Source organism: Melittangium boletus DSM 14713, from assembly GCF_002305855.1.
Taxonomy (GTDB): Bacteria; Myxococcota; Myxococcia; order Myxococcales; family Myxococcaceae; genus Cystobacter; species Cystobacter boletus.
In genome coordinates, this window is record NZ_CP022163.1 from 4,135,117 (window position 1) to 4,159,212 (window position 24,096).

The window sequence follows — 24,096 nt, forward strand, 5'->3', positions numbered from 1 at the left end:
CGTCCGGCCTCGAAGTCCGCGCGGGCGCCGTCCCCGTCTCCATGGTGGCCTGAGCCGCTGGCCGCCACCGGAGCCATTACCGATGCCCTGTCCGCCGACGTTGTCGCTGGAGGGAGCCACGTACGAGGCTCTGCCGCCTTCTTGTACGCGTCACCGCCGCTGGCGACACGAATCAAGAGGCGTGGCGGGAAGGGTGGTCGTGGACGGGCCTCCCTGACGTCAGGCCACCCCACGCAGCGCGAGTTGATGCTCGCGTGGCAGCGTCACGGGCCGGATCTTGATGTGACTGGCCTGTTCACGCACCAGGACCGTCAGGGTGTGCAGTTGATGGCGATTGAGGCGGATGCGGCCGTAGTGCGAGCGCTGGATGGCCTCCAACTCCTCGATGGGAATCCGCCTCGCATGATGCATGATGAAACGCACGAGGCGGGGGCCCAGCGAGAAGCGAAGCCGTTGCGCCGTGATCAATGACCTGACGATGCAGAGCGCCGGATAGGGATTGTCCTCCAGGTTGATTTCGACCTGTCGCTCCTGGATGCCACGGAAGAAGCCCCGCGTGTAGAGGGTGCGAGCCCGGCCGGGGCGCGTATGGAATTCAGCGGCGATGGCCTCGACGTTCAGAAACGTGGTCCGGGGCAGGTCCGAGAAGTCACTTCCGTGGACCAGTCGTTCACGGAAGGCCCAGGTTGAGTCGAGCGTCCACATATCCACCGGCAACTTGTGCGTGACCAGGTGAAGCCCTCCGAACCGGTTGACACGGACGAGTTCTCTCTCGAAAACGGACTCGAGTGACTGCCGGGTCGTGCCCGCGACCACGAGATCCAGATCTCGAGGCACCGTCGACGGGGCGAGCGCGAGCAGATCCCTCAGCGTTCCGCCGAAGACGTAGATCGTCCAACCGCGGGCCTGGGTCCTTTCCTGGAGTGAACGGAGCGCGGGACGCCATACGGATTCGCGATGGATGAAGGCACTGAGACGCCTGCGGAGGCGGAACTCGAGTTGCGGATTCGTCTCGTCAACCATGGGTGAGTTCGGAGTGAAGCTTACATGCGAACGTATCAGTCATGCCGCAGACATAGTCCGTTACCAATTGGAAACGATGGTAGCTCGCGGGCAGGTCCGAGTTTCTGAGGGCCTGTTCGAAGACTGTTCGGTAGTTGCGGGAGAGCAGATTGTAGATCTTCTCGTTGAAACCAGACATCTTCCCAGAAGGAGTGTAAGCGGATGCTCCCTCCCAAAAGATGTCCATCAGGTCGTGAATGACCCGGCGGCCCAGGATTTCCAACTTCAGGGTCTGGGTCGACGAGTAGACGTGGTTGCGTCCAACTGTTTTGCAGGCCTTGATGAGCTTGTTCGCCTTGCTGTCCGCGATGAGTTCGCCGGAGTAGTCTCCACTCATAATGGATGCGTATTGAGCTTCGAATGTTTCGATGACTGCGGTTTTTGTTTTACCGATGACCACGGTCCTGAAGTGCTGGGCTTTGGCCTCGTCGAGCGCTCGACCCTTGAGCGCTAGTTCGGGTTCCTTCTGGACATGACCATCGATATAGCTGGCCGCAGTTTTTAGCTGCTCACGGATGAAGTCCTTGGCCTCTTCAGGTGCCACGTCCGGAAGTGCCTGCTCTAGGTCTTTCCAGGTGATGACCCCTTTTTTGACTCCATCTTCGAGATCCACCGTGGCGTAGATGGTGTCATCGCAGGCCTCGACTAGGTAGGCAATGGGGTTACGGGCGGCCTGTGTTCCCGTCTCTTCCCGGATTCTGTCGACGACTTTTTGTTCGGAGGCGAAGTACCCGGTCTTGTGTGTGTGGGCGGCCTTGCCCGTCTGATTCGACGCGGCCGTGTACTTCATGGCCGCCGAAAGGGTTCCTACGGTCAGATTGAGTCCGTGTCTGTCCGCGAGTAGTTGAAGCTTGGAGATAATCCTCAGGGTCTGGGCGTTGCCCTCGAACTCCAAGAAGTCATTTCGAAGTTGTGAACCCAATTGATGATTATCGAACTCCTGGAAGAATCCCGGTTCGAGAGCGAGCTTTTGCTGGAACCAACTGCTGATGGCCTTTTCGCCCGCATGCCCGAAGGGCGGATTGCCAACATCGTGAATCAGTCCGCAGGTCGTCGCGATGACCTCGATGCTGAGGGCCTGCTCCTGAGTAATACGTTCGGTGGAAGCGAGCTTCTGCGCCACGGCCCGCGCGAGACCTCGTGTCAGCGTGGAGACCTCCAGTGAGTGAGTCAGGCGCGTTCGTACGGCGTCATTGGGTTCAAGAGGAAAGACCTGGGTCTTGTCCTGGAGGCGACGTACCGGAGTCGAGAAAACGGCCCGATCGTAGTCCCGATCGAATTCAGAGCGGAGTTCCTGTTCGTCACGGGCAGAGGGGGAGCCTCCATTCAATTCGCGGAGACGTCGGTTGCACAGCAGCTTGTTCCAGTCCAACTTCATGAGCTTCCTCTCCGTTGCTACAGGCACTCTCAAGGGGGGTCGGCAGTGGGCAAGATGACAGGCGCGCATCCTAGGTTCGTCCTCTGACCAAAGCGCCTTTTGGTCTCGCTGGATGCGATATGCATGTCACATGCCGTCCGATTCATGTGTCCTCGTACGACGTAGCGGTGGATTCTCAGACTGTCTCTGGTAGTCCTCGGTGCAGGAACTCCACGAGGTCGGGAGGGTCGCCTTCGCGCAGGGCGGACCGTCCGGCCTCGAAGTCCGCGCGGGCGCCGTCCAGGTCTCCCAGCCGGGCGCGCAACAGGCCTCGGTCGTGCAGCAGCTCCGCGTCCACCGCTTCCTCGTCCGGTGAGGCGAGGGCGCGGGTGAGGTCGTCCACGGCCTCCGCCAGGCGGCCCAGCCGGGCGCGCAGCGAGGCGCGCCGGTGGAGCAGCCACGGGTTCCGGGGGTCCTCGCCGTGGGCTCGCGTCCAGTCGCGCTCGGCGTCCTCGAGCCGGCCGAGCACTTCCAGGGATTCGGCGCGCTGCATGTAGAGGACGAGCGCCTTGCGGAACTCGCCTCCCGCCTCGAGCGTGTCGAAGCCGTCCACGGCCTCGGCGTGACGGCCCAGCTGGGCGAGGGCGAGCGCGCGGTGGAGCTGGGCGGACGTGTGGCCCGGGGCCAACTCCAGCACGCGGGCATACCAGGGCAGGGCCTCGGCGGGCTGGCCACCCCAGATGCCGAGGGTGAGTCCCATCTCGAAGAAGACGCGCACCTGCCGGGGATAGGCCTCGACGAGCTCCTTCATGCGCGACAGGGCCTCCGCGTAGCGGCCCGCGCGCCGCAGCCGATCCACCTTGCGCAAGTGGTCGGTGAGCTCGGGGGGCCATGGCTCGCGTCCGTTGCGCTCGTGGGTCATGAGGCTTCCCTCTACTCCCGGGAATGCCTCGCGCCCAGCCAGGACTGGATCCGCGCGAGCGCCGCCTGATGTCCTGGACCCTGGAAGCCCTGTACGGCCTGCTCGGCCAGGGCCCGCGCGTGCCTCATGTCCCGGCGGGAGTCCATCAGCGCGCGCGCGAGGGCGAAGCGCGTGTCGGCCAGGTCCTCGGGCGGTACGGCATGTGTCTCACGCAGGGTGAGGGCCCGCTCCAGGGGCACCAGGGCCTCGTGGCTCCGGCCCAGCCGCCGCAGCGCCTCTCCCTGCCCGGTGAGGGACGAGGCGAGCTCGGGATGCTTCCCGCCCATCATGCGCTCGCGCAGGGTCATCGCCCGGGTGAAGTGGGCCAGGGCCTCGGCGGGATGCTCCAACTCCAGCAGCACCCGGCCCAGGCTGTCACAGGCAGGCGCCACGTCCGGGTGTTGGGGTCCTCGAGAGCCCTCCGCCGCCACCACGGCCCGGAGCAGCACCCGCTTCGCTTCCTCCCGCTGTCCCACGCGTGTCAGGGCCGAGCCCAGGGCGTCCAGGGCCACGGCGCGGAAGGGGTGGCGGGGGGGCAGGGTCCGCTCCACGATGGCCACGCCCTCGCGCAGGGTGGGCAGGGCCTCGGGGCGGCCCAGGACGCTCAGGCTTCCGCCCAGGTTCACCAGGGCGCTGCCCACGCGGGGATGCCCGGCGCCCAGCGTGCGCACATACGCCGCGTGCGCGCGCTGGTACTCGGCGAGGGCTTCCTCGTGGCGGCCCTGGGCGGAGAGCGTCAGGCCCAGGTGGCGCAGCAGGGAGGCGCGCTCGGGACTCTCCGCGAGGGCCGCCTTGTCCCACTCGGCGAGGGCGTTGCGCTGCGAGGCCTCGGCGGCGATGGGGTCGCCCTGGGCGCTGTACAAGAGGCCATGGGCGCTCTCGAGCTGCGCGGACAGGCGGCCCTGGCGCCGGGTGCGCACGAGCAGGGCGCGCGCCTGGTGGAACCAGTCATGGCCGTCCGCCACGCGCGCGCTGTCGTAGGCGATGAACTGGGTGAGGGCCACCAGGGCCTCGGCCCGCACCTCGTCCAGCCCCACCTCGTCGGCCGTCCACGCCGCCTCCAGGAGGGTGTGCTCGGCGGTGGGGTCTCCGAAGCCGCGCTGCTGCTGCCCCAGCTCCAGCAGGGCCTCGGCCTTCAAGGGGGCGTAGGTGCCCGCGCGGGCCTCGGTGGCCACGGGGATGGCCGCGGCGAGCCCCGCCACGTACTGGCCGGAGATGCGCAGCGCGCGGGCCCGTGCCAGCTCCGTGTACAGCGCCTCCACCCGGGCGGCCGCCGCGGGCTCCCTGGGCGGGGGCACGCGCTCGGTGATCGTCGCGGCCTCGTCGCAGGGCTCCAGCTCGGACAGGCCGCGCACGGCCTCCACGGCGTGCTCCACCTCGGAGGCATCCGCCACGGCGAGCAGCGCCGTCAGGGCCTTGAACTCCGAGCGCCGACGCTCCAGACACGCGGTGCGCGCGGTGAACCGCTCCTCGGAGGCCTGGCCCGTGAGGAACGTCGCCTCGCAGGCATGGCGTTGGCGGTCCACCCACGCGGAGGCATAGCCGTCCAGCGCGCTCTTCACCCCCGCCCAGGCGGCGGCGGCGTAGGGCTGGCCGGTGGCGAGGAAGGCCTGGCGCACGGCGTCCTGGCGGGGGGCGTCCCACACGCCGTCCAGCGACGTGCCCAGGTGGTGGCAGAGTCCCTGGCGTTGGCTCCACTGGCTCGCCGCTCCGGCCACCACGGCCGCGAGGAAGGCGGCGGCCACGGCCATGAGCACCTTGCGGGGCAGGCGCGCGCCCGGCTCGTCCTGGAGCGCCTCGAGCAGGGCCTCCATGGAGGCATGGCGCTCGGAGGGCGAGAGGCTCAAGCCCCGGCGCACCACGCGGCGCACCCACTCGGGCACGTCCGAGTCGCGGGGCGGTGGACGCAGGCGGCCCGCGAGCGTGGCGCGGGCGAGCGCGCCGGCGCCATGGCCCTCGAAGGCGTGCTCGCCATAGAGGGCGTAGTGGAGCGTGGCGCAGAAGCTGAATTGATCCGCCTGCCCGGTGAGGGGTTCATGGCGGTACTGCTCGGGCGCCATGTAGCCCGGGGTGCCCATGATGAGACCGGCGCGGGTGACGGGCGTCTCGCGGGGCTCGCGGGTGTGCAGGTCGGCGAAGGCGTCCGCGTCCGGGGCGGGGGGCTGGGCGCTGAGCAGCACCGACAGGTCCACGGGGACGGGGGCTCCGGGCGAGCCGGTGCCCTGCTCGCAGGCGAGGCCGAAGTCATAGACGAGCACGCGTCCGTCATGGCCCACGAGCACGTTGTCGGGTTTGAAGTCGCGGTGGACGAGTCCCGCGGCGTGGGCGGCGGCGAGTCCCTGGCCCGCGCGGGTGAGGACCTGCACCACCTCGCGCCAGGGCCGGGGCTCCTCCTTGAGCCACTGACGCAGGGTGCGGCCCTCCACCAACTCCAGGGCGATGAAGACCTGGTCGCCGTGCTCGCCGATGTCGAAGACGGGCAGCACGTGGGGGTGGGACAGGCGGGCCATGGACTGGGCCTCGCGCATGAGGCGCAGCCGGGCCTGGTTCCGGTCCGCGCCGCCGGGCAGCAGCAGCTTGAGGGCCACCCGGCGGTTGAGGTGGGGGTCGAACGCGGCGTACACCTCGCCCATGCCGCCGGCGCCGAGCCGCTCGCGCACGATGTAGCGCCCCACGGCGGTGCCCTGGGGCAGGGGGAGGGATTCCTCGGGAGGGGAGGGGAGGGGAGGGGGTGCTCCCACGACGTGGGTGGGCTCGTCCACGCCCTGCCGCAGCACCGCATGGGCGCGCTGGAGCTCCAGCTCCAGCACGTCCAGCGCGCACGCGAGCCCTTCGGCGCCCTCTTCCGGGTGCGGCGCGCTGCCCGCCTCGGGCGGGCTGGCCGACTCCTCCGTCGGAGATCGTTTCAGATGCTCCATGCATGTCCCCCTGGAAACGCCGGGCCCACCTCAAGTGGGCTCGAGGGAAGGTTACAGCGGGATACGAGGTCGGAGACGGTGGATGCGGAGTCGGTGGAGTGCGAACCTTCGTGGGGAAGACACATGGACGAGACCAACGAGTAACCGTGGAGTGCACCCAGGCAAGCGAGCCCCCGGGTGCTGTCGAGCGAACCGCGTGCTTCTAACGGGAGTCGGGGACGGACGCTCGGGTGTCGTGCGCGGGGGGCTCCGGCGCGGATGAGGAAGAAGGTCGTGGAGGGATCAGGAGGTCTTCTCACGGGGAACGCGCGTGGGCGGCGTTTCTTCCGGCGCGATTCCGAGAGGGGGCAAGTGGGGATGTGTTACATTTCGTTTCATGTCGGAATGTAGGTCTTCAGGTTGGTTCGCAGTGGCGTCGATCTTGGTCGGACTCGGATGCTCGGGCCCTACTCCTATTCCCGGCGTCGTGAGGCCCGAGCCTGGAGCGGGCTTCTTGGACCGTTTGCCGGGTCCGATGCCCGAGTTCGGTCCATTTGACGATGCCTCTGACGCACTGGGGGCGGCATGTTCGCTGTTTCTATCGAAACCCAATGCGAGCGTGGGGCACATCAAGGATCCCGAGGTGGCGATGAGAACCTCGACGGAGTACTGCGCTTGGCTGTATTACACGCCTGATAAGAAATATCAGATGAGCATGATGACGGATCAGTCGGGTTCGGATGATCCGCAGCGGAGAAGAAAAACCTGCAGGCTCCCCGCGTATGTGGAAGATCCTCGCTTTTCTTCTTGGGACATCAAGTACATCTTCGCTCTCCATAACCATCCGTTCGGTGGCGCGCTTTCCTTGAATGACATGCGCCAGATCATCGCGCTCGCCAACCTGCACGAATGGGTCGTGGAAACCAAGAGGGGTCGAGTGCCGCTCTCCATCGTCGCTTTCTTCTCGAAGTCGGATCGAGCGGTTCCTTCATGCGACGGGTTCTATCAATACACGCCGGAGACCCGTGATCTCCTGCGATTTGTCCGGACGGGCGATGCGTGGATGCGTCAAGAAATGGGCAAGGTGACCTGGATCAATGCGAACACATTCCTCCTCAATGGCCGGGAATATCACCAGTAGGGAGCGCCCATTGATGTGGCCACCCGAGATAGGTGTGGGCACTGTCGCCGAGGGCGATTCATGCGGATGAGAATCCCGACTCTGACGTTGATCGTTCTCGCGGCGAGTTGCGTGCGAAGCCCGTTTCCATCCTCCGTCCCCGTGGAGGATGACCAGTCGGTCGTGTTTCCTTCGTTTCTTGCTCAGCCCAGCACCGCCGTGGGGGAGCCGGGAAAACACTACGCGTGGGATGGCGAGTTACTGCGTGCCGTGCTGATAGCCACCAACGACTTCCTGCCGTACAGGACGCGGAACGTCCCGTGTCATCGCCAACTGGAGGCACAGCGCTATCACGTCATTCGCGAGGGAGACGTCATCTTCGTCTACATCTACGAGGATGAGAATTATTGCGGTGGTGGGTATGTGGCGTTGGACTCTGGCGTGAAGTACGCCATCAGTTCAGATGGTCGTATCCTTCGGCGCGTCTTCGATGGGCAACCGGAACAGCACTTGGATGAGTCAAATCCCGATGGAGGCGTCCCCGCGAAGCCAGGTGTCGTCCCGGGATATGAGCCCGTCGAGAGCAATCCACCCGAAGACGTTTCTCCCGCTCCAGTCAGTGGCCAAGATGGGGGCATTCCAGTGGATGGGGGCGTTTCGAGTTCCCCTTGGACATCAGGGCTGGACGGTGGAGGGTAGGCGGCCCCGGTCCTTGGAGACGGGCAGGTAGCACTTGCCCTGGTACTCGGCGTGAATCTTGAGGCAGGGAGGAGGTCGACCCAGTTGCATCCAGCACCCACCGTTGATCTCCTCTTCCCACAACTCGGGCTTGCAGGGCGCCGCCGCCTGATTGCGGAAGGGCTTGGAGGGCAGGGGATAGGCGAGTGACGGCGGGCTCGGAGGGTCGGAGTCAGTCACGTAGGGGGCGTCCGCAGGGGCGTGGACATCTGACAGCGCACCTGCAGGTGCGGGGCTCGGGAGTTCAGGCTCGCGCGTCAGGTGGAGCCAGGAGAGCACCGCCATCAGCGCGAGCACGGCCGGGGTGCATGGACTTCGGGAGATACTTGTCGGGGGATGCGAGGGTGAGGGCGGGCGCGTGAGGTGGGCGCTCACCCGGGGATTGTGCTCCACGCGCTGGAGCGCGGCGTGCATCCACATGCAGATGTCGGCTAGCTCCGATGTCCGCACCGACCGGGGGCCTTCCTTGACCCGCAGCCGCACGATGGATGAGCCGCGTCGGCAGGAGAGGCTCACCTCATAGTCACCCGAGAGTTGCCACTCCACCCGGTCTCCAGGTTGGAAGTGGAGGGCCGCCTCTCCCGTGTCCACCTGCCACGCGTCGTGGAGGCTCCCCAGGTCGGGCCCTATCTCGTCGTAGCTCGCGCCGAGTTCGAACCGTTCCGGTGCGCCAGACTTCCGGGTTTTCTCGTCCGCCATCGGTGGCCCCTCCTCGCATCGACCACTGCCTCGTGCACCCTCCTTGGACTCCATTCGACCTCTCACGTCAAGTCCGAACATGGGTCTTGAGAGGTCACTCAATAGATCATGCAATCAAACTTCTCGATGACGGCCCGGAGTGCTTCTGGCGTGGTGTCATACCGCTTCGCCTCGGCGGGAGCGAAGAAGGTCAGGGCTCTGGTGGATGGCGGTTGGTCATGCAGGTCTTCAATGATGATCCGGCCAAATCGTCCCGGCCACTGGATGCTGTTGAGTTCGCGGCTCCTGCCAATGGGATCCAGGATGGTGAAGTGGGGCCACCTGGGAAATCGTAGGGTGCTGGGGTCACAGCCATGAAAGCGGCAAGCGTCCAGTCGGGCATCGGAGAAGTCGCAATCCGTGATGGAACCATTCTGGTACGCCGGGTCACTCCCGTATTCAGGCCAGTGCCCGAAGTCGCAGCCCGACATCCGCCCCATGAACTGGCAGCCCTTCAGGGAGGTCCTTATCCAGTCCTGGTGGTTCTTCAACTCCTGCTTCACTTCGAAGGTTCAGTTGGTGAACTGGGCTCCGAGGATGTGTAGCCGCTTGGCGGGCACCTTCAGGACAACCGTGCATGTCTTCAGCGTCAGGTTGGGGCCGAGGAAGTAGAGCGACTCTTTGTCCGTCACTTACTGACGGCCCGTCTTGAGGTCAACCACGTCGATTTCCTGGTGGTTCCACTTGGGGATCCCTCGGAATCGTTCTTCCAGTAACTCACTCCAGGCGTGCACCGGTGTTCGCGTCCTGCCATTTCTCCGCGTCCCCCGAGAGGCACCCCGGGTAGTCTGCGCCCCCTCATCCAGCCCCCGAGGATTCGCGGTGACCCGACCGAGCCTTTGCTGCCTCGCGCTCCTGCTGACGAGCGCGTTGCCCCTTTCCGCCCGAGCCCAGGCGCCCGTCCCCGTGACGGACGCGGGCACGCCTTCGGCCAACGCGTGGTGGGACGTGAACGCGCCCGGCTTCCCCTCGAGCGAGGTGGAACTCGACGTCACCGAGGGCACGTGGATGAGCCTGGACGTGAGCCCCAAGGGCGATGAGATCGTCTTCGACCTCCTGGGCGATCTCTACGCGCTGCCCATCGCGGGCGGCGAGGCCCGAGCCCTCACCCATGGCCCCGCCTGGGACATGCAGCCGCGCTACAGCCCGGACGGCCAGTCCATCGCCTTCACGAGCGATCGGGGCGGCGGGGACAACCTCTGGGTGATGAAGCGCGACGGCTCCGAGCCCACCGGCGTGACGCAGGAGTCCTTCCGGTTGCTCAACAGCCCCGCCTGGTCGCCGGATGGTCAATTCCTCATCGCGCGCAAACACTTCTCCTCGCGGCGCTCGCTCGGCGCGGGGGAGATCTGGATGTATCACCGCTCGGGGGGAGACGGGGTGCAGCTCACCGAGCGTCCCAATGACCAAAAGGACGTGGGCGAGCCCGTGTTCTCTCCAGACGGCCGGTATGTCTATTACAGCCAGGACGTCACCCCAGGCCCCGTGTTCGAATACAATAAGGACCCGAACGGCGAAATCTATGTCATCCAGCGGCTGGACCTGGACACGCGCGAGACGGAGCGTTTCGTATTCGGCCCCGGCGGCTCCATCCGCCCCACGCCGTCGCCGGATGGCAAATCCCTGGCATTCATCCGCCGGGTGCGCGGCAAGAGCACGCTGTACGTGGCGGACGTGACGAGCGGCGCCGAGCGGGCTTTGTATGACGGGCTCGATCGCGACATGCAGGAGACGTGGGCCATCCACGGCGTCTACCCGACGATGGCGTGGACACCCGACAACCGCTCGATTGTCTTCTGGGCGGGGGGCAAGTTGCAGCGCATCGACGTGGGCACGAAGAAGGTGACGCCCATTCCCTTCCACGTGAAGAGCTCGCGCACCGTCTTCGAGGCGCTGCGCTTCCCCCAGAAGGTGGCGCCCGACACCTTCCCGGTGAAGATGCTGCGCTGGGTGCAGGTGTCTCCCAAGGGCGACAAGGTGGTGTACCAGGCCCTCGGCCATCTCTATGTGAAGGATTTGCCCAATGGCACGCCCCGGCGTCTGACGAAGCAGACGGACCACACGGAGCTGTATCCGTCGTTCTCCCGGGACGGCAAGAGCCTCGTCTACACGACGTGGGATGACGAGAAGCTGGGCTCCATCCGCGTGGTGCCGGTGACGGGTGGCGAGGGGCGCGTGGTGTCCTCGCGGCCCGGGCACTACGCCGAGCCGGCGCTGTCTCCGGATGGCCGGTTCATCGTGTATCGCGCGCTCGGGAGCGGCTATCTGCGCACGGGCCTCTACAGCCGGGAGCAGGGCCTGTTCGTCCTGTCCGCCGCCGGAGGCTCGCCGCGCCTGCTGACGAAGACGGGCGAGCTGCCGCATTTCGGCGCGGGTTCGGATCGGGTGTTCTTCCTGTCGGTGACGCAGCGGGAGAAGGATGACGAGCGGGCGCTCAAGAGCGTGAGCCTGAACGGGGGCGAGCCGCGCACGCACCTGACGAGCGACGAGGCGACGGAGTACCGGGTGTCTCCGGACGAGAAGTGGTTGGCGTTCCGGGAGAACTTCAATGCCTTCCTCATGCCGCTGCCGCGGGGGGCCAAGGGCGCGGTGGCGAGCCCCGACACGAGGGCCCTGCCCGTGGCCAAGGTGTCTCGCGACGCGGGCGAGTGGCTGCACTGGTCGGGGGATGGCAAGCGGCTGCACTGGGCGCTCGGGCCGGAGCTGTTCACACGCGAGCTCAAGGACAGCTTCCGCTTCCTCGCGGGCGCTCCCCAGGCGCTTCCCGAGCCGCCGAAGCAGGGACTCGCCATCGGCTTCCAGGCGAAGACGGACGTGCCCACGGGGACGGTGGCGCTGGTGGGCGGCCGTGTCATCACCATGAAAGGAGATGAAGTTCTCGAGGATGGGGTGGTGGTGGTGAAGGGCAACCGGCTCGTGGCGGTGGGGCCCCGCTCCGAGGTGAAGGTGCCCGCGGGGGCCCGGGTGGTGGACGTGCGGGGCAAGACGCTGATGCCGGGGCTCGTGGACGTGCACTGGCACGGCTCCATGGAGGACGAGGGGATTGTCCCCGAGCAGAACTGGAAGCTCCTGTCCTCGCTGGCCTTCGGGGTGACGACGGTGCACGACCCGTCCAACGACACGGGCGCCATCTTCGCCACGAGCGAGCTCGTGCGCACGGGCGGCATGCTCGGGCCGCGCGTCTACTCCACGGGCACCATCCTCTATGGCGCCGCCGGAGCATTCCGTGCTCCCATCGACACGTTGGACGACGCGCGCTCGCACCTGCGGCGCATGAAGGCGGTGGGGGCCTTCAGCGTGAAGAGCTACAACCAGCCCCGGCGCGACCAGCGGCAGAAGATTCTCCAGGCGGCGCGCGAGCTGGAGATGATGGTGGTGCCCGAGGGCGGCTCGCTCCTCCACCACAACATGACCATGGTGGTGGATGGGCACACGGGCGTCGAGCACTCGCTGCCGGTGGCCCGGGCCTACGAGGACGTGCGGCGGCTCTGGTCCGCCACCCGCGTGGGCTACACCCCCACGCTCATCGTGGCCTACGGCGGCATCATGGGAGAGAACTACTGGTACGACAAAACGAACGTCTGGGAGGACGAGCGGCTGCTCGCGTTCGTGCCCCGGCGCATGGTGGACGAGCGCTCCCGCCGGCGCGTGAAGGCTCCCGACGAGGAGTACGGCCACATCCACACCGCCGAGGAGGCCAAGGCGCTCCTGGATCGCGGCGTGAGCGTGCAGCTCGGCGCACACGGCCAGCGCGAGGGCCTGGGCGCGCACTGGGAACTCTGGATGTTCGCGCAGGGAGGCATGACGCCCCTGCAAGCGCTGCGGGCGGGAACGCTCGCGGGTGCGCGCTACCTGGGACTGGATGGGGACATCGGCTCGCTGGAGCCGGGCAAGCTCGCGGATCTGCTCGTGCTGGACGCCAACCCCCTGGAGGACCCGCGCCAGAGCCGGGCCATCCGCTACACCATGGTGGGCGGCCGTCTCTATGACGCTCGCACGCTCGACGAGGTGGGAGGCGCGGCCCGCAAGCGCGAGCCCCTCTTCTTCGAGCGCGAGGGCCAGCGGACCTGGGGCTCCTCGTCCTCGCTGGGCACCCACCGGGACTGACGCGGCGCGTCTCTCCTCCTCACGGGGGTGAGCTCTGGGGGGGAGGGGGGATGGCAACTTCCTTTCCCAGGATCCGATAATCTGCCGGAACAGACTTTTTCCGGCTTTTCACGGACCCGGACTGGGAGACGACGATGCCCGCGCCTATCAATGGAAGTGGAAACGCCGCGGCGGCAGCAGCGGCGGAGGCGGCACGGCGGGCAGCAGCGGAGGCCGCGCGCAAGGCGGCGGAAGAGGCCGCGCGCAAGGCGGCGGCGGAAGCGGCGAAGCGGGCGGCGGAGGCGGCGCAAAAGGCGGCGGCGGAAGCGGCGCAGAAGGCGGCGGAAGCGGCGCAGAAGGCCGCCCAGCAGGCCCAGGCCGCGGAGCAGGCGAAGGCCGCCGCGAAGCAGTCCGTGGATCAGGCCAAGGCGATCGACCCCAAGAAGGACCCCGCCGGCGCGAAGCAGGCCATGGGCGAGGCGCAGAAGGCCACCAAGGAAGCCGCGACCCAGAAGGCGGCGGCCGAGGCGGCCCAGAAGGCCGCGGAGCAGGCTCGCACCCAGGCGCAGCAGGCCACCAAGGAGGCCTTCAAGAAGACCAACGAGGCCAACGCCATCGCCAAGGCCGAGGGCAAGCCCGAGCCCTTCCCGCGCAACGAAGTCCAGCAGCGCACGGGCTACGATCCCCTGCGCGCCGATGACGCGAAGCTGGGCAACTCCCAGGCCGCTCCCACGAAGGAAATGCAGGCCAAGCTCGACGCGGATCGCGACTACGCGCGGCTCGCGCAGAAGCCCGAGACGCGCCAGGCGCTCGACAAGCTCGGCGTGAAGGACGGCAGCGGCCTCAAGACGCTCGGCGAGCAGGTGGCGCGCTCGGCGGAAGGCACGGGCGTGGATGCCGCCACGGACAAGCGGCTCGCCGATGCGCAGAAGACGGTCAAGCCCCAGGCGCTCTCGGACATCCTCCAGGCCGCGGGCAAGGCGGCGGGGGACGCGGGCAAGCCCCTCGCGGACCCGAAGCTCGCCGACGCCATCGCCGCGGGCAAGACGCCGCGCGAGGCGAACCTGGCCGCCAAGGCCGATGCGCTGCCTCCGGAGACGAAGGCGAACCTGGAGCGCGTGGGCGTCAAGCCCGAGGAGTACGCCGCCGCCAAGCCCGAGGCCCAACGTGCCCTGGACGCCGCCGGCAAGGCCGCGGGGGAAGGCAAGCCCGCGGATGCGCTCAACCAGCTGCGCGAGGCCGCCGCCCATGGCTCGCGTGACCTCGCCGAGAAGGGCCTCCAGACGCTGACCGAGCAGCAGCCTCCGGGACTCGGCCGCGACCTGCTGTCCAACCCGGATGTCGCCAAGAAGGCGCTCGACGACAAGGGCACCAGCGAGGCCCTGGGCAAGGTGCTGAGTGGAGAGCCCCAGGCCAAGATGGACGGCCTCAAGGCGCTCACGCGCGACGAGGGACTGCGCGACACGGCGCTCAAGGCCGCGGGCAAGGATCCCTCCATCCAGCAGGCGCTACAGAAGGTGGGCCTCAAGGGCGAGGATCTGGAGAAGCTGGGCAAGGGCGCCGAGGGCGTGCTCGACGCGGTGACCCAGCTGCAACCCGGTGGTGACGCCCAGAAGGGCCTTGCCTCGCTGCGCGACGCGCTCCAGGCCAATCCCGAGCTCGCCAAGGGCGACGTGGCCAAGAAGCTGCTCGACTCGGCCGCCAAGGCGCTGCCGGACATGGCGAAGCAGCTGCTGTCCAATCCCCAGGTGCGCGAGCAGGTGCTCGCCGGGGGCGCGGCGGCGCTCGACGCCGTGGGCAAGCTCGCCAATGGCAAGGCGCTGGAAGGCCTCTCGGAGCTGGCCAAGAACGAGAAGCTGCGCAACGCCGTGGCCGAGGTGGCTGGCAAGGCCCAGGACGTCAAGGCCGCGCTGGCCAAGGCGGGCCTGGAGCCCAAGGATCTGCTCTCCCTCAAGGACGCGCTCCCCTCGGCGCTCGACGCGGCCCGCAAGCTGGGTGAGAAGGACTTCCCGGGTGCGCTCGACAGCATGCGCGAGGCCCTTCAGCAGGGCGGCGCGCTGAGCGAGAAGATGATCGGCAAGTTCGCCGAGCAGCTTCCCGAGTCCATGGGCCTGGGCAAGAGCATCCTCAAGGATCCGGCGGTCATCCAGGAGCTCATCAACAACGACGAGGCCTTCGCCTCCGCCAAGAACCTGTTCACCCCCGGCAAGGAGCTGGAGGGCATCGGCGGACTGCTCGGCAACGAGAGCCTGCGCAACTCCGTCCTCGACGTGGTGGGCAAGGACCCGGGCGTCCAGGCGAAGCTCGAGTCCGTGGGCCTGACGGCGGATGACCTCAAGCAGGCCGGGGACGCGGCGCCGCACCTGTTCGAGGCCGGGCGCGCGCTGCTCGGGGACAGCCCCGACATCCAGAAGGCCCTGGACTCGCTGGGCCAGGCGGCTGACGCGGCGCCGGAGCTGCTCGCCAAGCTCGGCGGGAAGATCGCCGACAAGATGCCCGAGCCCATGAAGCAGAAGCTCGCCGGCCTGGGCATCACCCCCGAGCACCTCAAGGAGGCGGGCGCGGCGCTGCCCCACCTGGTCAACGCGGCCCAGTCCTTCGCGGACGGCAAGCCCGAGGAAGCGCTCGCGTCGATCGGCCAGGCCTTGAAGGGCTCGCCGGAGATCGTCTCCACGATGATCAGCAAGGTGGGCGAGAAGCTGCCGGACGGGCTGCTCAAGGACGTGCTCACCGACAAGGATCTGGTGAAGGAACTCGTGACGAACGAGGACCTGCACGGCTCCATCGGCCAGCTGCTCAGCGGCACGCCCGAGGGCATCAAGGAGGGCCTGCGCGGCATCTCCGCGAACGAGCCCGCCATGACGGCCGTGGCCAACTCGCTGTGGAAGAACGACGGCCTGCGCAAGCAGCTGGAGAAGGTGGGCTTCACGTCGGCGCAGGACCTGGCGGACGCGGGCGGGGCGCTCGATGACGTGATGACGCTCAAGGACGCGCTCACGGCCAATCCGCCGGACGTGAAGGCGGCCATCGACGCCGGCCTGAACGTCATCAACGACCTGCCGGACGGGCTCAAGAACAAGATCGGCGACAAGCTCACCGAGAAGCTGAAGCTGCCGCCGGGCTTGTCGGACATGGTGTTGCACGGCGCCGATGCGTTGAAGGACCCGGAGGTGCGCGAGCACCTGGGCGCCGCGGTGGATGCCTTCTCCAAGGGCAACGTGCAGGACTTCATCTCGGAGCTGGGGGCCACGGGCGAGAAGCTGGCCACGGACCACCCGGAGCTGGCCACGGGCTTCCTGGACATGATGGGCAAGCTGCCGGGCAGCGTGGGCCGCTTCTTCAGCGACCCCGAGCTCAACAAGGGCCTGGTCGAGTCGGGTGCCATCTCCGAGGTGTTCCAGGCCACGCAGAAGCTGGCGTCCGGGGACATCATGGGCGCGCTGGGCGACCTGATGCAGGGCGCGGGCAAGGTGATGGGCTACGGCGAGAACTTCAAGATCGAGGGGCCCGTCTTCGGCCACCCGAGCGTGACGCTGCCCTTTGGCGCCGAGGGCATGGAGATGATGGGCCGGATGGCCACGCAGTTCGTGGAGGCCCTGCCCGAGTCGGTGAAGACGAAGCTCCAGACGCAGATCGCCGAGACGGTGGCCCGGGCGGGCGGCTCGGCCATCCCGGGTGGCAGCATCATCAGCGCCATCGGCGATGGCGTGGATCTGGTGCAGGAGCTGAGCAAGGACGACAAGGACTGGGTGAGCATCGGGCTCAAGGGCGCCGAGGTGGCGCTCGACCTGGCGGGCACCATCCCGGCGCTGGGCAGCATCACGGGCCCGCTGCGTGGCATCGTGGGCACCATCGACGCGATCCACGAGATCGGCTCGATGGTCAGCGACGTGCAGAGCTTCGGAAACGAGTTCGCCTTCGGCACGTGAGCCCCGGAGGCGGCCCCCCGCCGTGATTCGCGGGGGGGGAACGCCGGGGCGCTGTTAGCGCGGCTGCTTGGAGCGGATGAAGGTCACGGCGAGCGAGGTCTTCTGGGCCTCGCTGCCGCTGACCTCGAGCATCCGATCGAGGGGCACGCCCTTGAAGAAGACGCTGACCTTCTGCTTGGCCTCCTTGACGAAGAAGTCGTAGTCCGCGTCCTTCATGCCCAGCTTGAGCGCCTTGGCGCGCTCGTTCTGCATCTGGTCGAACGAGTAGATGAGGGCATCCGGCTTCACCCCGTAGGCTGTCCAGGTGGCGCTGTGCAGGGCGAGGCGCGTCTTGCCCTGGGCGAGCTTGTCGAGCGCCGCCTGGTAGTGGGGCGCCATGCGCGGGTCCGGGCCCACGCTGTTGAGCTTGAGCAGCTCCGCGCGCGCCTGGGGGTCCTCGGCCATGGTGCGCGCGATGTCGTCCTGGAGCACCAGGTGGAGATCCGCCTGGGTGGCCGCCTGCTTCATCCACGGCGTGGGCTCGTTGATGGGAGAGGCATCGAACAGCACGATGAAGCGGCTCATGTCATCAGCTCCAGGTCACGTGATGGCGTGGGGGCGAGCATACACGGGGCGGTGGCTCACCACCCGAGCCCCTCGATGAAGGTGCCGATCTCCGCGGCCATCGCCGCGTGGCCGTTGGCGGTGGGGTGCCAGTCCTCCCCGTAGGGGTCTCCCTGGATGGGGGTATAGGCGAAGTAGTGCACGCCTGCGTCGCCCAGGGACGCCACCATGGTGGAGACGTACTCCTGCATCTTCGTCCAGTGCTGGCGGTCCTTCGGGTAGCTGTCGTTCAGCATCGGGCCGATGGAGCAGATGATGTGCGCGGCGGGGTACAGCCCGCGCAGCCGCCGGACGAAGGCCGCGTAGGCCGCCTTGAAGGGCTCGGCGTCGGGCGCGGTCGGCAGATTGTCCGTGGGGTCCACCACGTTGAAGTCGTTGTTGCCCAGGTTGATGATGATGATGTCCGGCACGAAGCTCGACAGGTCCCACTGCGAATCCTCGTTGTCGGGCAGGGTGCGCCCATACCGGTCCGGGAAGGTGCCCTCCGTGGCGCCGTTGTTGTTGCGGTAGATGCCCGTGCCGGAGATGCAGGTACTCATCACCTCGGCGTTGAACCGCCGGCCCAGGAACGTTCCATACGCCTGGGAGATGTCCTCGTTCTTCGAGTGAAAGCCCGTGTTGGGCTCGGTGTATGCGTTGGTGGTGGTGATGCTCGCTTCGTTGCCGTAGCCGCAGGAGATGGAGTCGCCGATGATCTCCAGACGCCGCTCGGGCCGGGGCGGAGGATCCAGCAGGACTCCCTGCACGCTCACGCCGAAGAAGCGGACGACGCCCGCGTAGGCCTCGGTGCGCTTGACGATCTCGATGGTGTGCTCACCGGGCGGCAGGCCTCGCGCGCCCTTGAGCCAGGTGGCCTTGGGTTTGAGCTCGAGCTTGACCTCCGTCTTGCCATCGACGATGACGTTGACCCAGTTGGTGTGCTCCTCACCGCCTGAGCCCAGGTCCTCGAAGGCCACGTCCACGCCCGTGCAGTTGCAGCGAAAGCGCGCCGCGGTCCCTGGAAATGCCCACAGGGGTTGCTCGGGGTTGGTGTGATCCATGCGCCCGACGAGCTGAAGCTTCGGATCGTTCGCGGCGTGTTCGAACCAGGCGGTGAACGGCGCACAGCTGCTCAGCGCGAACATGGATACGAGCGCGAGCATGGCCATGGGAAAACGGTGCATGGGGCTTCCCCCTGGGTGTGGTGGCCGAGTATCGCGTGGCGCTCGGGGTGCCGTCACCTCTGGAGACGGGCGAGCCCCCTCCCGGGGCTTGCGAGGAGCCGCGCTGGGGACGAGAGTGGGTGTCCCTTTTTCTCCGGAGCATCGCCGTGCCCGCAGCCCTTCCGCTCTCCGCCGCCCTGTTGTCCCTGCTCACCGCCACGCCCAAGGCTCCGGTTCGGGCGGAGGCGGTCCGGGGCGACACGGGCCCCTCGCTCCAGGTGGCCGAGCGGCTCATCGGCGCAGCGCTCACCGAGGGCCATGCCTACGCGCGCCTGGCCGAGCTCACCGACGGCGTGGGCCAGCGGCTGTCCGGCTCGGAGGGAGCGGAGGCCGCGGTGCGCTGGGCGAAGAAGCGCTTCGAGGCGGATGGGGTGAAGGTGTGGCTGGAGCCGGTGAAGGTGCCGCGGTGGGTGCGCGGAGAGGGGAGTGGGCGGGTGCTGGCCTCGGAGCGCACGCGGGGGCACACGCTGTCCCTGTTGGCGCTGGGCGGCAGCGTGGGCACGCCCGAGGGAGGCCTCTCCGCGGAGGTCGTCGAGGTGCGCTCTTTCGATGAGGTGGCGGCGCTGGGCGACAAGGTGAAGGGCAAGGTGGTCTTCTTCAACCACGACATGGCGCAGGCGCAGGACTATGGCCGCGCGGCGGGGTTGCGCACGCGGGGCGCGTCGGTGGCGGCGAAGGCGGGGGCGGTGGGCATGCTCATCCGCTCGCTGGCCACCGCGTCGCTGCGCACGCCGCACACCGGGGCCATGCGCTACGACGAGGGCGTGCCGGAGATTCCGGCCGCGGCCGTGTCGGTGGAGGACGCGGAGCTCCTGCACCGCCTGATCGCGGGAGGCCCGGTGAAGGTGGAGCTGAGGCTCACGTGCAAGAGCCTGCCGGACGCGGACTCCTTCAACGTGGTGGCCGAGGTGAAGGGCCGCGAGAAGCCGCGCGAGGTGGTGCTCCTGGGCGCGCACCTGGACTCGTGGGACGTGGGCACGGGCGCGCACGATGACGGCGCGGGCGTGACCATGGTGATGGAGACGGCGCGGCTGCTCGCGCGGCTGGAGCGGGCCCCCCGGCGCACGGTGCGCGTGGTGCTCTTCATGAACGAGGAGAACGGTCTGCGCGGCGGCCTCGCCTATGCCTCGGCGCACGCGGCGGAGCTGGGCGAGCACGTGGCGGCGCTGGAGATGGACAGCGGAGGCGGGCGGCCCCTGGGCGTCGTCCTGCGCGCGGGCGCGGGGGGGGATGCGCTCCTCAAGCCGTGGATGCAGCCGCTCGCCGCCCTGGGGGCGAATGCGCTCCTGCCGGGCGATGCGGGAGGCGCGGACATCTCGCCGCTCGTGCCCGCGCGGGTGCCCTTCGTGGGCGTGCGCGTGGACGCGAGCCGCTACTTCGACGTGCACCATTCGGAGGCGGACACGCTGGACAAGGTGGACCCCAAGGACCTGGCGCACAGCACGGCGGCGCTGGCATGGGTGAGCTACGTGCTGGCCGAGATGCCCGGGGTGCTGCCCCGTCCCGAGGCCCCCGCGAGCCCCCGTCCATGAGCGATCATCCCGAGCTGGAGAAGCAGCGTGGCTCGCGCAAGGGGCGCCTGGCGCCGGAGCGGCGCGAGGAGTTGATCGCGGCGTTCCAGGAGGTGCGCGAGCGGGTCCAGGCCGCCGGGCCGGAGGAGCCGAGTCCCGTGTTGTCGCAGGGCTGGGTGGATCGGCGGCGGCTGGTGCTGGTGGACCTGATTCTCACGCTCTGCGAGGAAGTGATGCGGGGCGAGACGCTGGGCGCGCGCGAGCTGGCCGAGCGGCTGCATCCGGTGCTGACGGCGGCGCAAGAGCTGGCGCCGGGCTATTCGCTGGGGAAGGCGGCGGCGCTGGTGTTGGCGGCCCTGGAGGAGGGTGAACCGGGGCTGGAGGTGGATTGAAGTCCCGCCTATCCTCCGGGGGTCTCAGGGGAGGACGCATGGCGACACAGGCGGGTGGCCGGACCGAACGGGCGCGTGACTTCATGGCGCTGATGGACCGGCTGCGAATCGTCGAGGACGAGGCGGCGGAAGACGCGCTGCTCGATGAACTCACCCGGCCGGGCAAGCCGCTCATCCTGTCCTTCGTCAACGCGCACGCGGTGAACCTGGGGTGGAAGCAGCCAGGCATGTTGGATGGGCTGATGCGCTCGGATGTGCTGTTGCGCGACGGCATCGGGGTGAAGCTGGGCCTGCGGGCCTTCCACCGCCGGTACGGGCTGAACATGAATGGCACGGACTTCATCCCTCGCATCGCGCGCGCGTACGCGGGCAAGCGCGTGGCGCTCTTCGGCACGCGCTCGCCGTGGTTGGACAACGCGCGGCGCACGCTGGAGGGGTGGGGGCTCATCGTCGTGGCCTGTCACGAGGGGTTCGATCCGCCCGAGACGTACCTGCGGCTGGCCACCGAGACGAAGCCGGACCTCATCCTCATGGCCATGGGCATGCCCAAGCAGGAGGAGGTGTCGGTGAAGTTGCGCGAGGCGCTGTCGCATCCGGTGCTCATCGTCAACGGAGGCGCGGTGCTCGATTACATCGGGGGCAAGGTGCCGCGCGCGCCCCGGTTGATGCGGCAGACGGGGATGGAGTGGTTGTTCCGTCTGGCGGTGGAGCCCAAGCGGCTCTTCGGCCGGTACGTGGTGGGCATCCCCGTCTACTTCGCGCACGTGGCCGAGGTTCGTTGGAGCCGCGATGGCCGAGCGGCGAGCGGGCAAGCGAAGCCTTGATGGCTGTTATTCAAGGCGCGTGGGGGGCCTCTTGTCGGTCTTGGGGAATTCTGCGTTGCTAGTGCGTTGAACATGGATTCCGCCAAAGCCGCCCATCAGGCCTTCCTTCGTACCAAGACCTTTGGAGCCCTGGATGGGCTCCGGGCCCTCGCCATCCTCGCCGTGGTGCTCTACCACGTGCTCGAGGCGCGCGAGGGGCTCGTGGGCCGCTTCTACCTGAGCGTCTCGCTGTTCTTCGCCATCAGCGGATTCCTCATCACCACGCTGCTGCTGCGCGAGCGCGACACCACGGGCACCATCTCGCTCAAGGGCTTCTACGCGCGGCGCTCGCTGCGCATCTTCCCGCTCTACTACGCGGTCTGCGCGCTCTACATCGTGCTGGTGTTCTTCCTCGAGCACGACGTGGCGGTGCGAGGGGCCTTCTTCGACAACGTGCGCTACTACCTCACGTACACGTCGAACTGGTTCATCAAGCTGGATGAAGGCCGCATCATCTTCTACTTCGCCTGGAGCATGGCCACCGAGGAGCAGTTCTATCTGATGTGGCCCTTCGTGGTGCGCTACTTCAAGGGCACGTGGGGGCCGGTGGTGTTCATGTCGGGACTGCTCGCGCTGGGCCTGTTCGCCGGCTGGGGCGTGAGCTCGGGCTTCCTCGACACGCGGCACCTGTGGGTGCGCATCCTCTCCAGCATCTCCATCTCCATCTGCATGGGGTGCCTGTCGGCGTACCTGACGCACTTCGAGCGGCCCTTCGTGTGGACGTGGAAGGTGCTCGGACAGGTGTGGAGCGCGCCGGTGCTCGTGGCGCTGGTGACCGCCGCCGTCTGGAACCACGACACGCCCCTGTGGCTGTCCTCGCTGCTGCTCACGTTGATGGTGGTGGCCATGTGCATCCGGCCCCACCACGTGTTCGCGCCCCTCGTGGACCACAAGTGGCTGCGCTACATGGGCTCCATCACGTACGGCATCTATCTGCTGCACATGATCTCGCTCAACATCGTGCGCCGCGTGGTGCCGCACAACCTGGCGCTCTACTACGTGCTGACGATCGCCCTGAGCATGGTGCTGGCGACCATCAGCTTCCGCTACTTCGAGAAGCCCTTCCTCAAGCTCAAGAACCGCTTCGACTGGCGCGACCAGAAGAAGCCGCAGCCGGCCGTGGTGCCCCCGGTGGCGAACACCCCGGCCAACCCCGGCTAGCGCCGTACAGGAGACAGACTGTCATGAACACCCCCGCGCGTCCCCCCATCCTGCTGACGATGGCCGATTACTACGGCACGCTGGCCGCGGCGCGCAGTCTGGGCCGGCTCGGCATCCCCATCACCATGGCCGAATCCAAGCTGCTCGCGCCCGCGCGGTGGAGCCGCTACGTGACGCGCCGGGTGGAGTGTCCGGACGTGGGCGACTCGGACGCCTTCCTGGAGTGGCTCTTGCGCTTCGGCGCGAAGAACCCCGGCCACGTGCTCTACCCCACGAGCGATGACATGGCGTGGCTCTTCGCCCTGCACAAGGACGAGCTCGCGCCCCACTTCCGGATGTACCAGCCGGGGGTGGACGCCATCTACGGCCTGCTCAACAAGCAGCGGCTGCACGACCTGTGCAAGGACGTGGGGCTGGATGTGCCGGAGACGTGGTTTCCGGAGAACGAGGCGGACCTGGAGCGCGTGGCGGCCGAGGCGCGCTTCCCCGTGCTGCTCAAGCCGCAGACGCAGATCCTCTTCGAGAGTCATGTGAAGGGCTCGCAGGTGGAGCGCGCGAGTGAGCTGTTGCCGCGCCACCGCGAGTTCCTGGAGCGCAACCGCTACGGGCGCAAGCTGCTGGCGTACGACGCGCGGGCGAACCGGCCCATGGTGCAGGCCTTCTATCCGGAGGCGGCGCAGAACATCTTCAGCATGAGCGGCTTCGTGGACCGCTCGGGCGAGTGGTTCGTGGCGCGCGGGGCGCTCAAGGTGTTGCAGCGGCCGCGCAAGCTGGGCATCGGCCTGTGCTTCGAGGAGGTGCCGGTGGACACGGAGCTGGCGGAGAAGGTGCGCCAGCTGTGCAAGAAGCTCGGCTATTTCGGCACCTTCGAGGTGGAGTTCATCCGCGCGGGAGGCCGGCAGCTGCTCATCGACTTCAACCCCCGCTTCTACAGCCAGATGGGCTTCGACATCGCGCGGGGCATGCCGCTGCCGCTCTTCGTGTACGAGGCGGCGAGTGGCCACGAGGACCGGTTGGGAGAGGTGGCGCGCGCGGCGCTCGAGTGGAAGGGCGCGGGCCAGTACATCTACTGCCATCGGGGCATCTTCGAGCTGCTCCTGCGCGCGCAGGGGCTCTCGGGCCGGCTGTCCTCGAACGAGGTGACGCACTGGCGCGAGTGGTACGCGCGCAACCGCGAGCGCGCCGTGGATGCCGTCATCGACACGGGGGACTGGGTCCCGTGGATGGTGGATGTGGCCATGCACCTGCGCTCCTACGCGCGCCACCCGCGGGGCTTCATCCGCACCATGGTGCTCGACCGGTAGGGCGGGTCGGCCCGGATGTCACGGGCGTGTCATGGAAGGGGCCAAGGGACCGGGCGGATGCATCGCCGGCCTCTGGATACCCGGTTCTTTCCTGTATGCTGGGAGACAATCGCTCACCCCTCCCGGTGGCCCCGCCCCCGCGGGACGTCGGCCTGGCTTCCTTTGGAAGGCG

The 24,096-nt window shown here is 67.9% G+C and carries 16 protein-coding genes; 8 read left to right on the forward strand and 8 right to left on the reverse strand.

Annotated elements, in window-relative coordinates:
- Positions 1–219 precede the first annotated feature (219 nt).
- The 4 genes from MEBOL_RS17535 to MEBOL_RS17550 all read right to left on the reverse strand — a co-directional run bounded on the left by MEBOL_RS17535 (position 220) and on the right by MEBOL_RS17550 (position 6,298).
- On the reverse strand, positions 220–1,023 hold the full coding sequence (locus MEBOL_RS17535) for a hypothetical protein (protein WP_095978516.1): 804 nt from the start codon (positions 1,021–1,023) through the stop codon (positions 220–222).
- The gene (dgt, locus tag MEBOL_RS17540; RefSeq protein WP_157775107.1) at positions 1,016–2,440 is read right to left on the reverse strand and encodes a dGTP triphosphohydrolase; all 1,425 of its coding nucleotides are present in this window, start codon (positions 2,438–2,440) and stop codon (positions 1,016–1,018) included. The genes MEBOL_RS17535 and dgt overlap by 8 nt, the downstream gene beginning before the upstream one ends.
- A gap of 175 nt (positions 2,441–2,615) precedes the next feature.
- Positions 2,616–3,341, reverse strand: coding sequence for a tetratricopeptide repeat protein (locus tag MEBOL_RS17545; RefSeq protein WP_095978518.1), 726 nt, complete (start codon positions 3,339–3,341; stop codon positions 2,616–2,618).
- A gap of 11 nt (positions 3,342–3,352) precedes the next feature.
- Positions 3,353–6,298 (reverse strand): serine/threonine-protein kinase, encoded by a 2,946-nt coding sequence (locus tag MEBOL_RS17550; RefSeq protein WP_095978519.1) that lies wholly within the window; start codon positions 6,296–6,298, stop codon positions 3,353–3,355.
- Positions 6,299–6,791: 493 nt separating this feature from the next.
- Between MEBOL_RS17550 and MEBOL_RS17555 the strand changes: the two genes are divergently transcribed.
- Positions 6,792–7,418 carry a hypothetical protein gene (locus MEBOL_RS17555; RefSeq protein WP_245919854.1) on the forward strand — a complete coding sequence of 209 codons (627 nt, stop codon included), beginning with the start codon at positions 6,792–6,794 and terminating at the stop codon, positions 7,416–7,418.
- A 654-nt stretch (positions 7,419–8,072) separates the two neighbouring features.
- Here MEBOL_RS17555 and MEBOL_RS17560 read toward each other — a convergent pair.
- The gene (locus tag MEBOL_RS17560) at positions 8,073–8,834 is read right to left on the reverse strand and encodes a hypothetical protein (protein ID WP_095978521.1); all 762 of its coding nucleotides are present in this window, start codon (positions 8,832–8,834) and stop codon (positions 8,073–8,075) included.
- A 98-nt stretch (positions 8,835–8,932) separates the two neighbouring features.
- Positions 8,933–9,376 (reverse strand): hypothetical protein, encoded by a 444-nt coding sequence (locus MEBOL_RS17565; RefSeq protein ID WP_342747784.1) that lies wholly within the window; start codon positions 9,374–9,376, stop codon positions 8,933–8,935.
- Positions 9,377–9,695: 319 nt separating this feature from the next.
- Here MEBOL_RS17565 and MEBOL_RS17570 point away from each other — a divergent pair, with 319 nt between their 5' ends.
- Both MEBOL_RS17570 and MEBOL_RS42310 read left to right on the forward strand, forming a co-directional pair.
- Positions 9,696–12,980 (forward strand): amidohydrolase family protein, encoded by a 3,285-nt coding sequence (locus tag MEBOL_RS17570; RefSeq protein WP_095978522.1) that lies wholly within the window; start codon positions 9,696–9,698, stop codon positions 12,978–12,980.
- Positions 12,981–13,114: 134 nt separating this feature from the next.
- Positions 13,115–16,888 carry a hypothetical protein gene (locus MEBOL_RS42310; protein WP_095978523.1) on the forward strand — a complete coding sequence of 1,258 codons (3,774 nt, stop codon included), beginning with the start codon at positions 13,115–13,117 and terminating at the stop codon, positions 16,886–16,888.
- A 54-nt stretch (positions 16,889–16,942) separates the two neighbouring features.
- Here the strand turns inward: MEBOL_RS42310 and MEBOL_RS17580 are convergent, their stop codons facing one another.
- Positions 16,943–17,452 (reverse strand): hypothetical protein, encoded by a 510-nt coding sequence (locus MEBOL_RS17580; RefSeq protein ID WP_095978524.1) that lies wholly within the window; start codon positions 17,450–17,452, stop codon positions 16,943–16,945.
- Between the two features lie 56 nt (positions 17,453–17,508).
- A complete protein-coding gene (locus MEBOL_RS17585; RefSeq protein ID WP_095978525.1) occupies positions 17,509–18,654 on the reverse strand; it encodes an SGNH/GDSL hydrolase family protein in 1,146 nt (381 codons plus the stop codon).
- 146 nt (positions 18,655–18,800) lie between these two features.
- Here MEBOL_RS17585 and MEBOL_RS17590 point away from each other — a divergent pair, with 146 nt between their 5' ends.
- The 5 genes from MEBOL_RS17590 to MEBOL_RS17610 all read left to right on the forward strand — a co-directional run bounded on the left by MEBOL_RS17590 (position 18,801) and on the right by MEBOL_RS17610 (position 23,924).
- Entirely contained in the window at positions 18,801–20,225 is a 1,425-nt protein-coding gene (locus MEBOL_RS17590) for a M28 family peptidase (RefSeq protein WP_095982839.1), read from the forward strand.
- The gene (locus MEBOL_RS17595) at positions 20,222–20,596 is read left to right on the forward strand and encodes a hypothetical protein (RefSeq protein ID WP_095978526.1); all 375 of its coding nucleotides are present in this window, start codon (positions 20,222–20,224) and stop codon (positions 20,594–20,596) included. The genes MEBOL_RS17590 and MEBOL_RS17595 overlap by 4 nt, the downstream gene beginning before the upstream one ends.
- Positions 20,597–20,634: 38 nt before the next feature.
- Complete coding sequence (locus MEBOL_RS17600) at positions 20,635–21,420, forward strand: WecB/TagA/CpsF family glycosyltransferase (protein WP_095978527.1); 786 nt, start codon at positions 20,635–20,637, stop codon at positions 21,418–21,420.
- A 72-nt stretch (positions 21,421–21,492) separates the two neighbouring features.
- Positions 21,493–22,620, forward strand: a complete 1,128-nt coding sequence (locus MEBOL_RS17605) for an acyltransferase family protein (RefSeq protein ID WP_095982840.1) — start codon at positions 21,493–21,495, stop codon at positions 22,618–22,620.
- A 23-nt stretch (positions 22,621–22,643) separates the two neighbouring features.
- Positions 22,644–23,924, forward strand: coding sequence for a carboxylate--amine ligase (locus MEBOL_RS17610; RefSeq protein WP_095978528.1), 1,281 nt, complete (start codon positions 22,644–22,646; stop codon positions 23,922–23,924).
- Positions 23,925–24,096 lie beyond the last annotated feature (172 nt).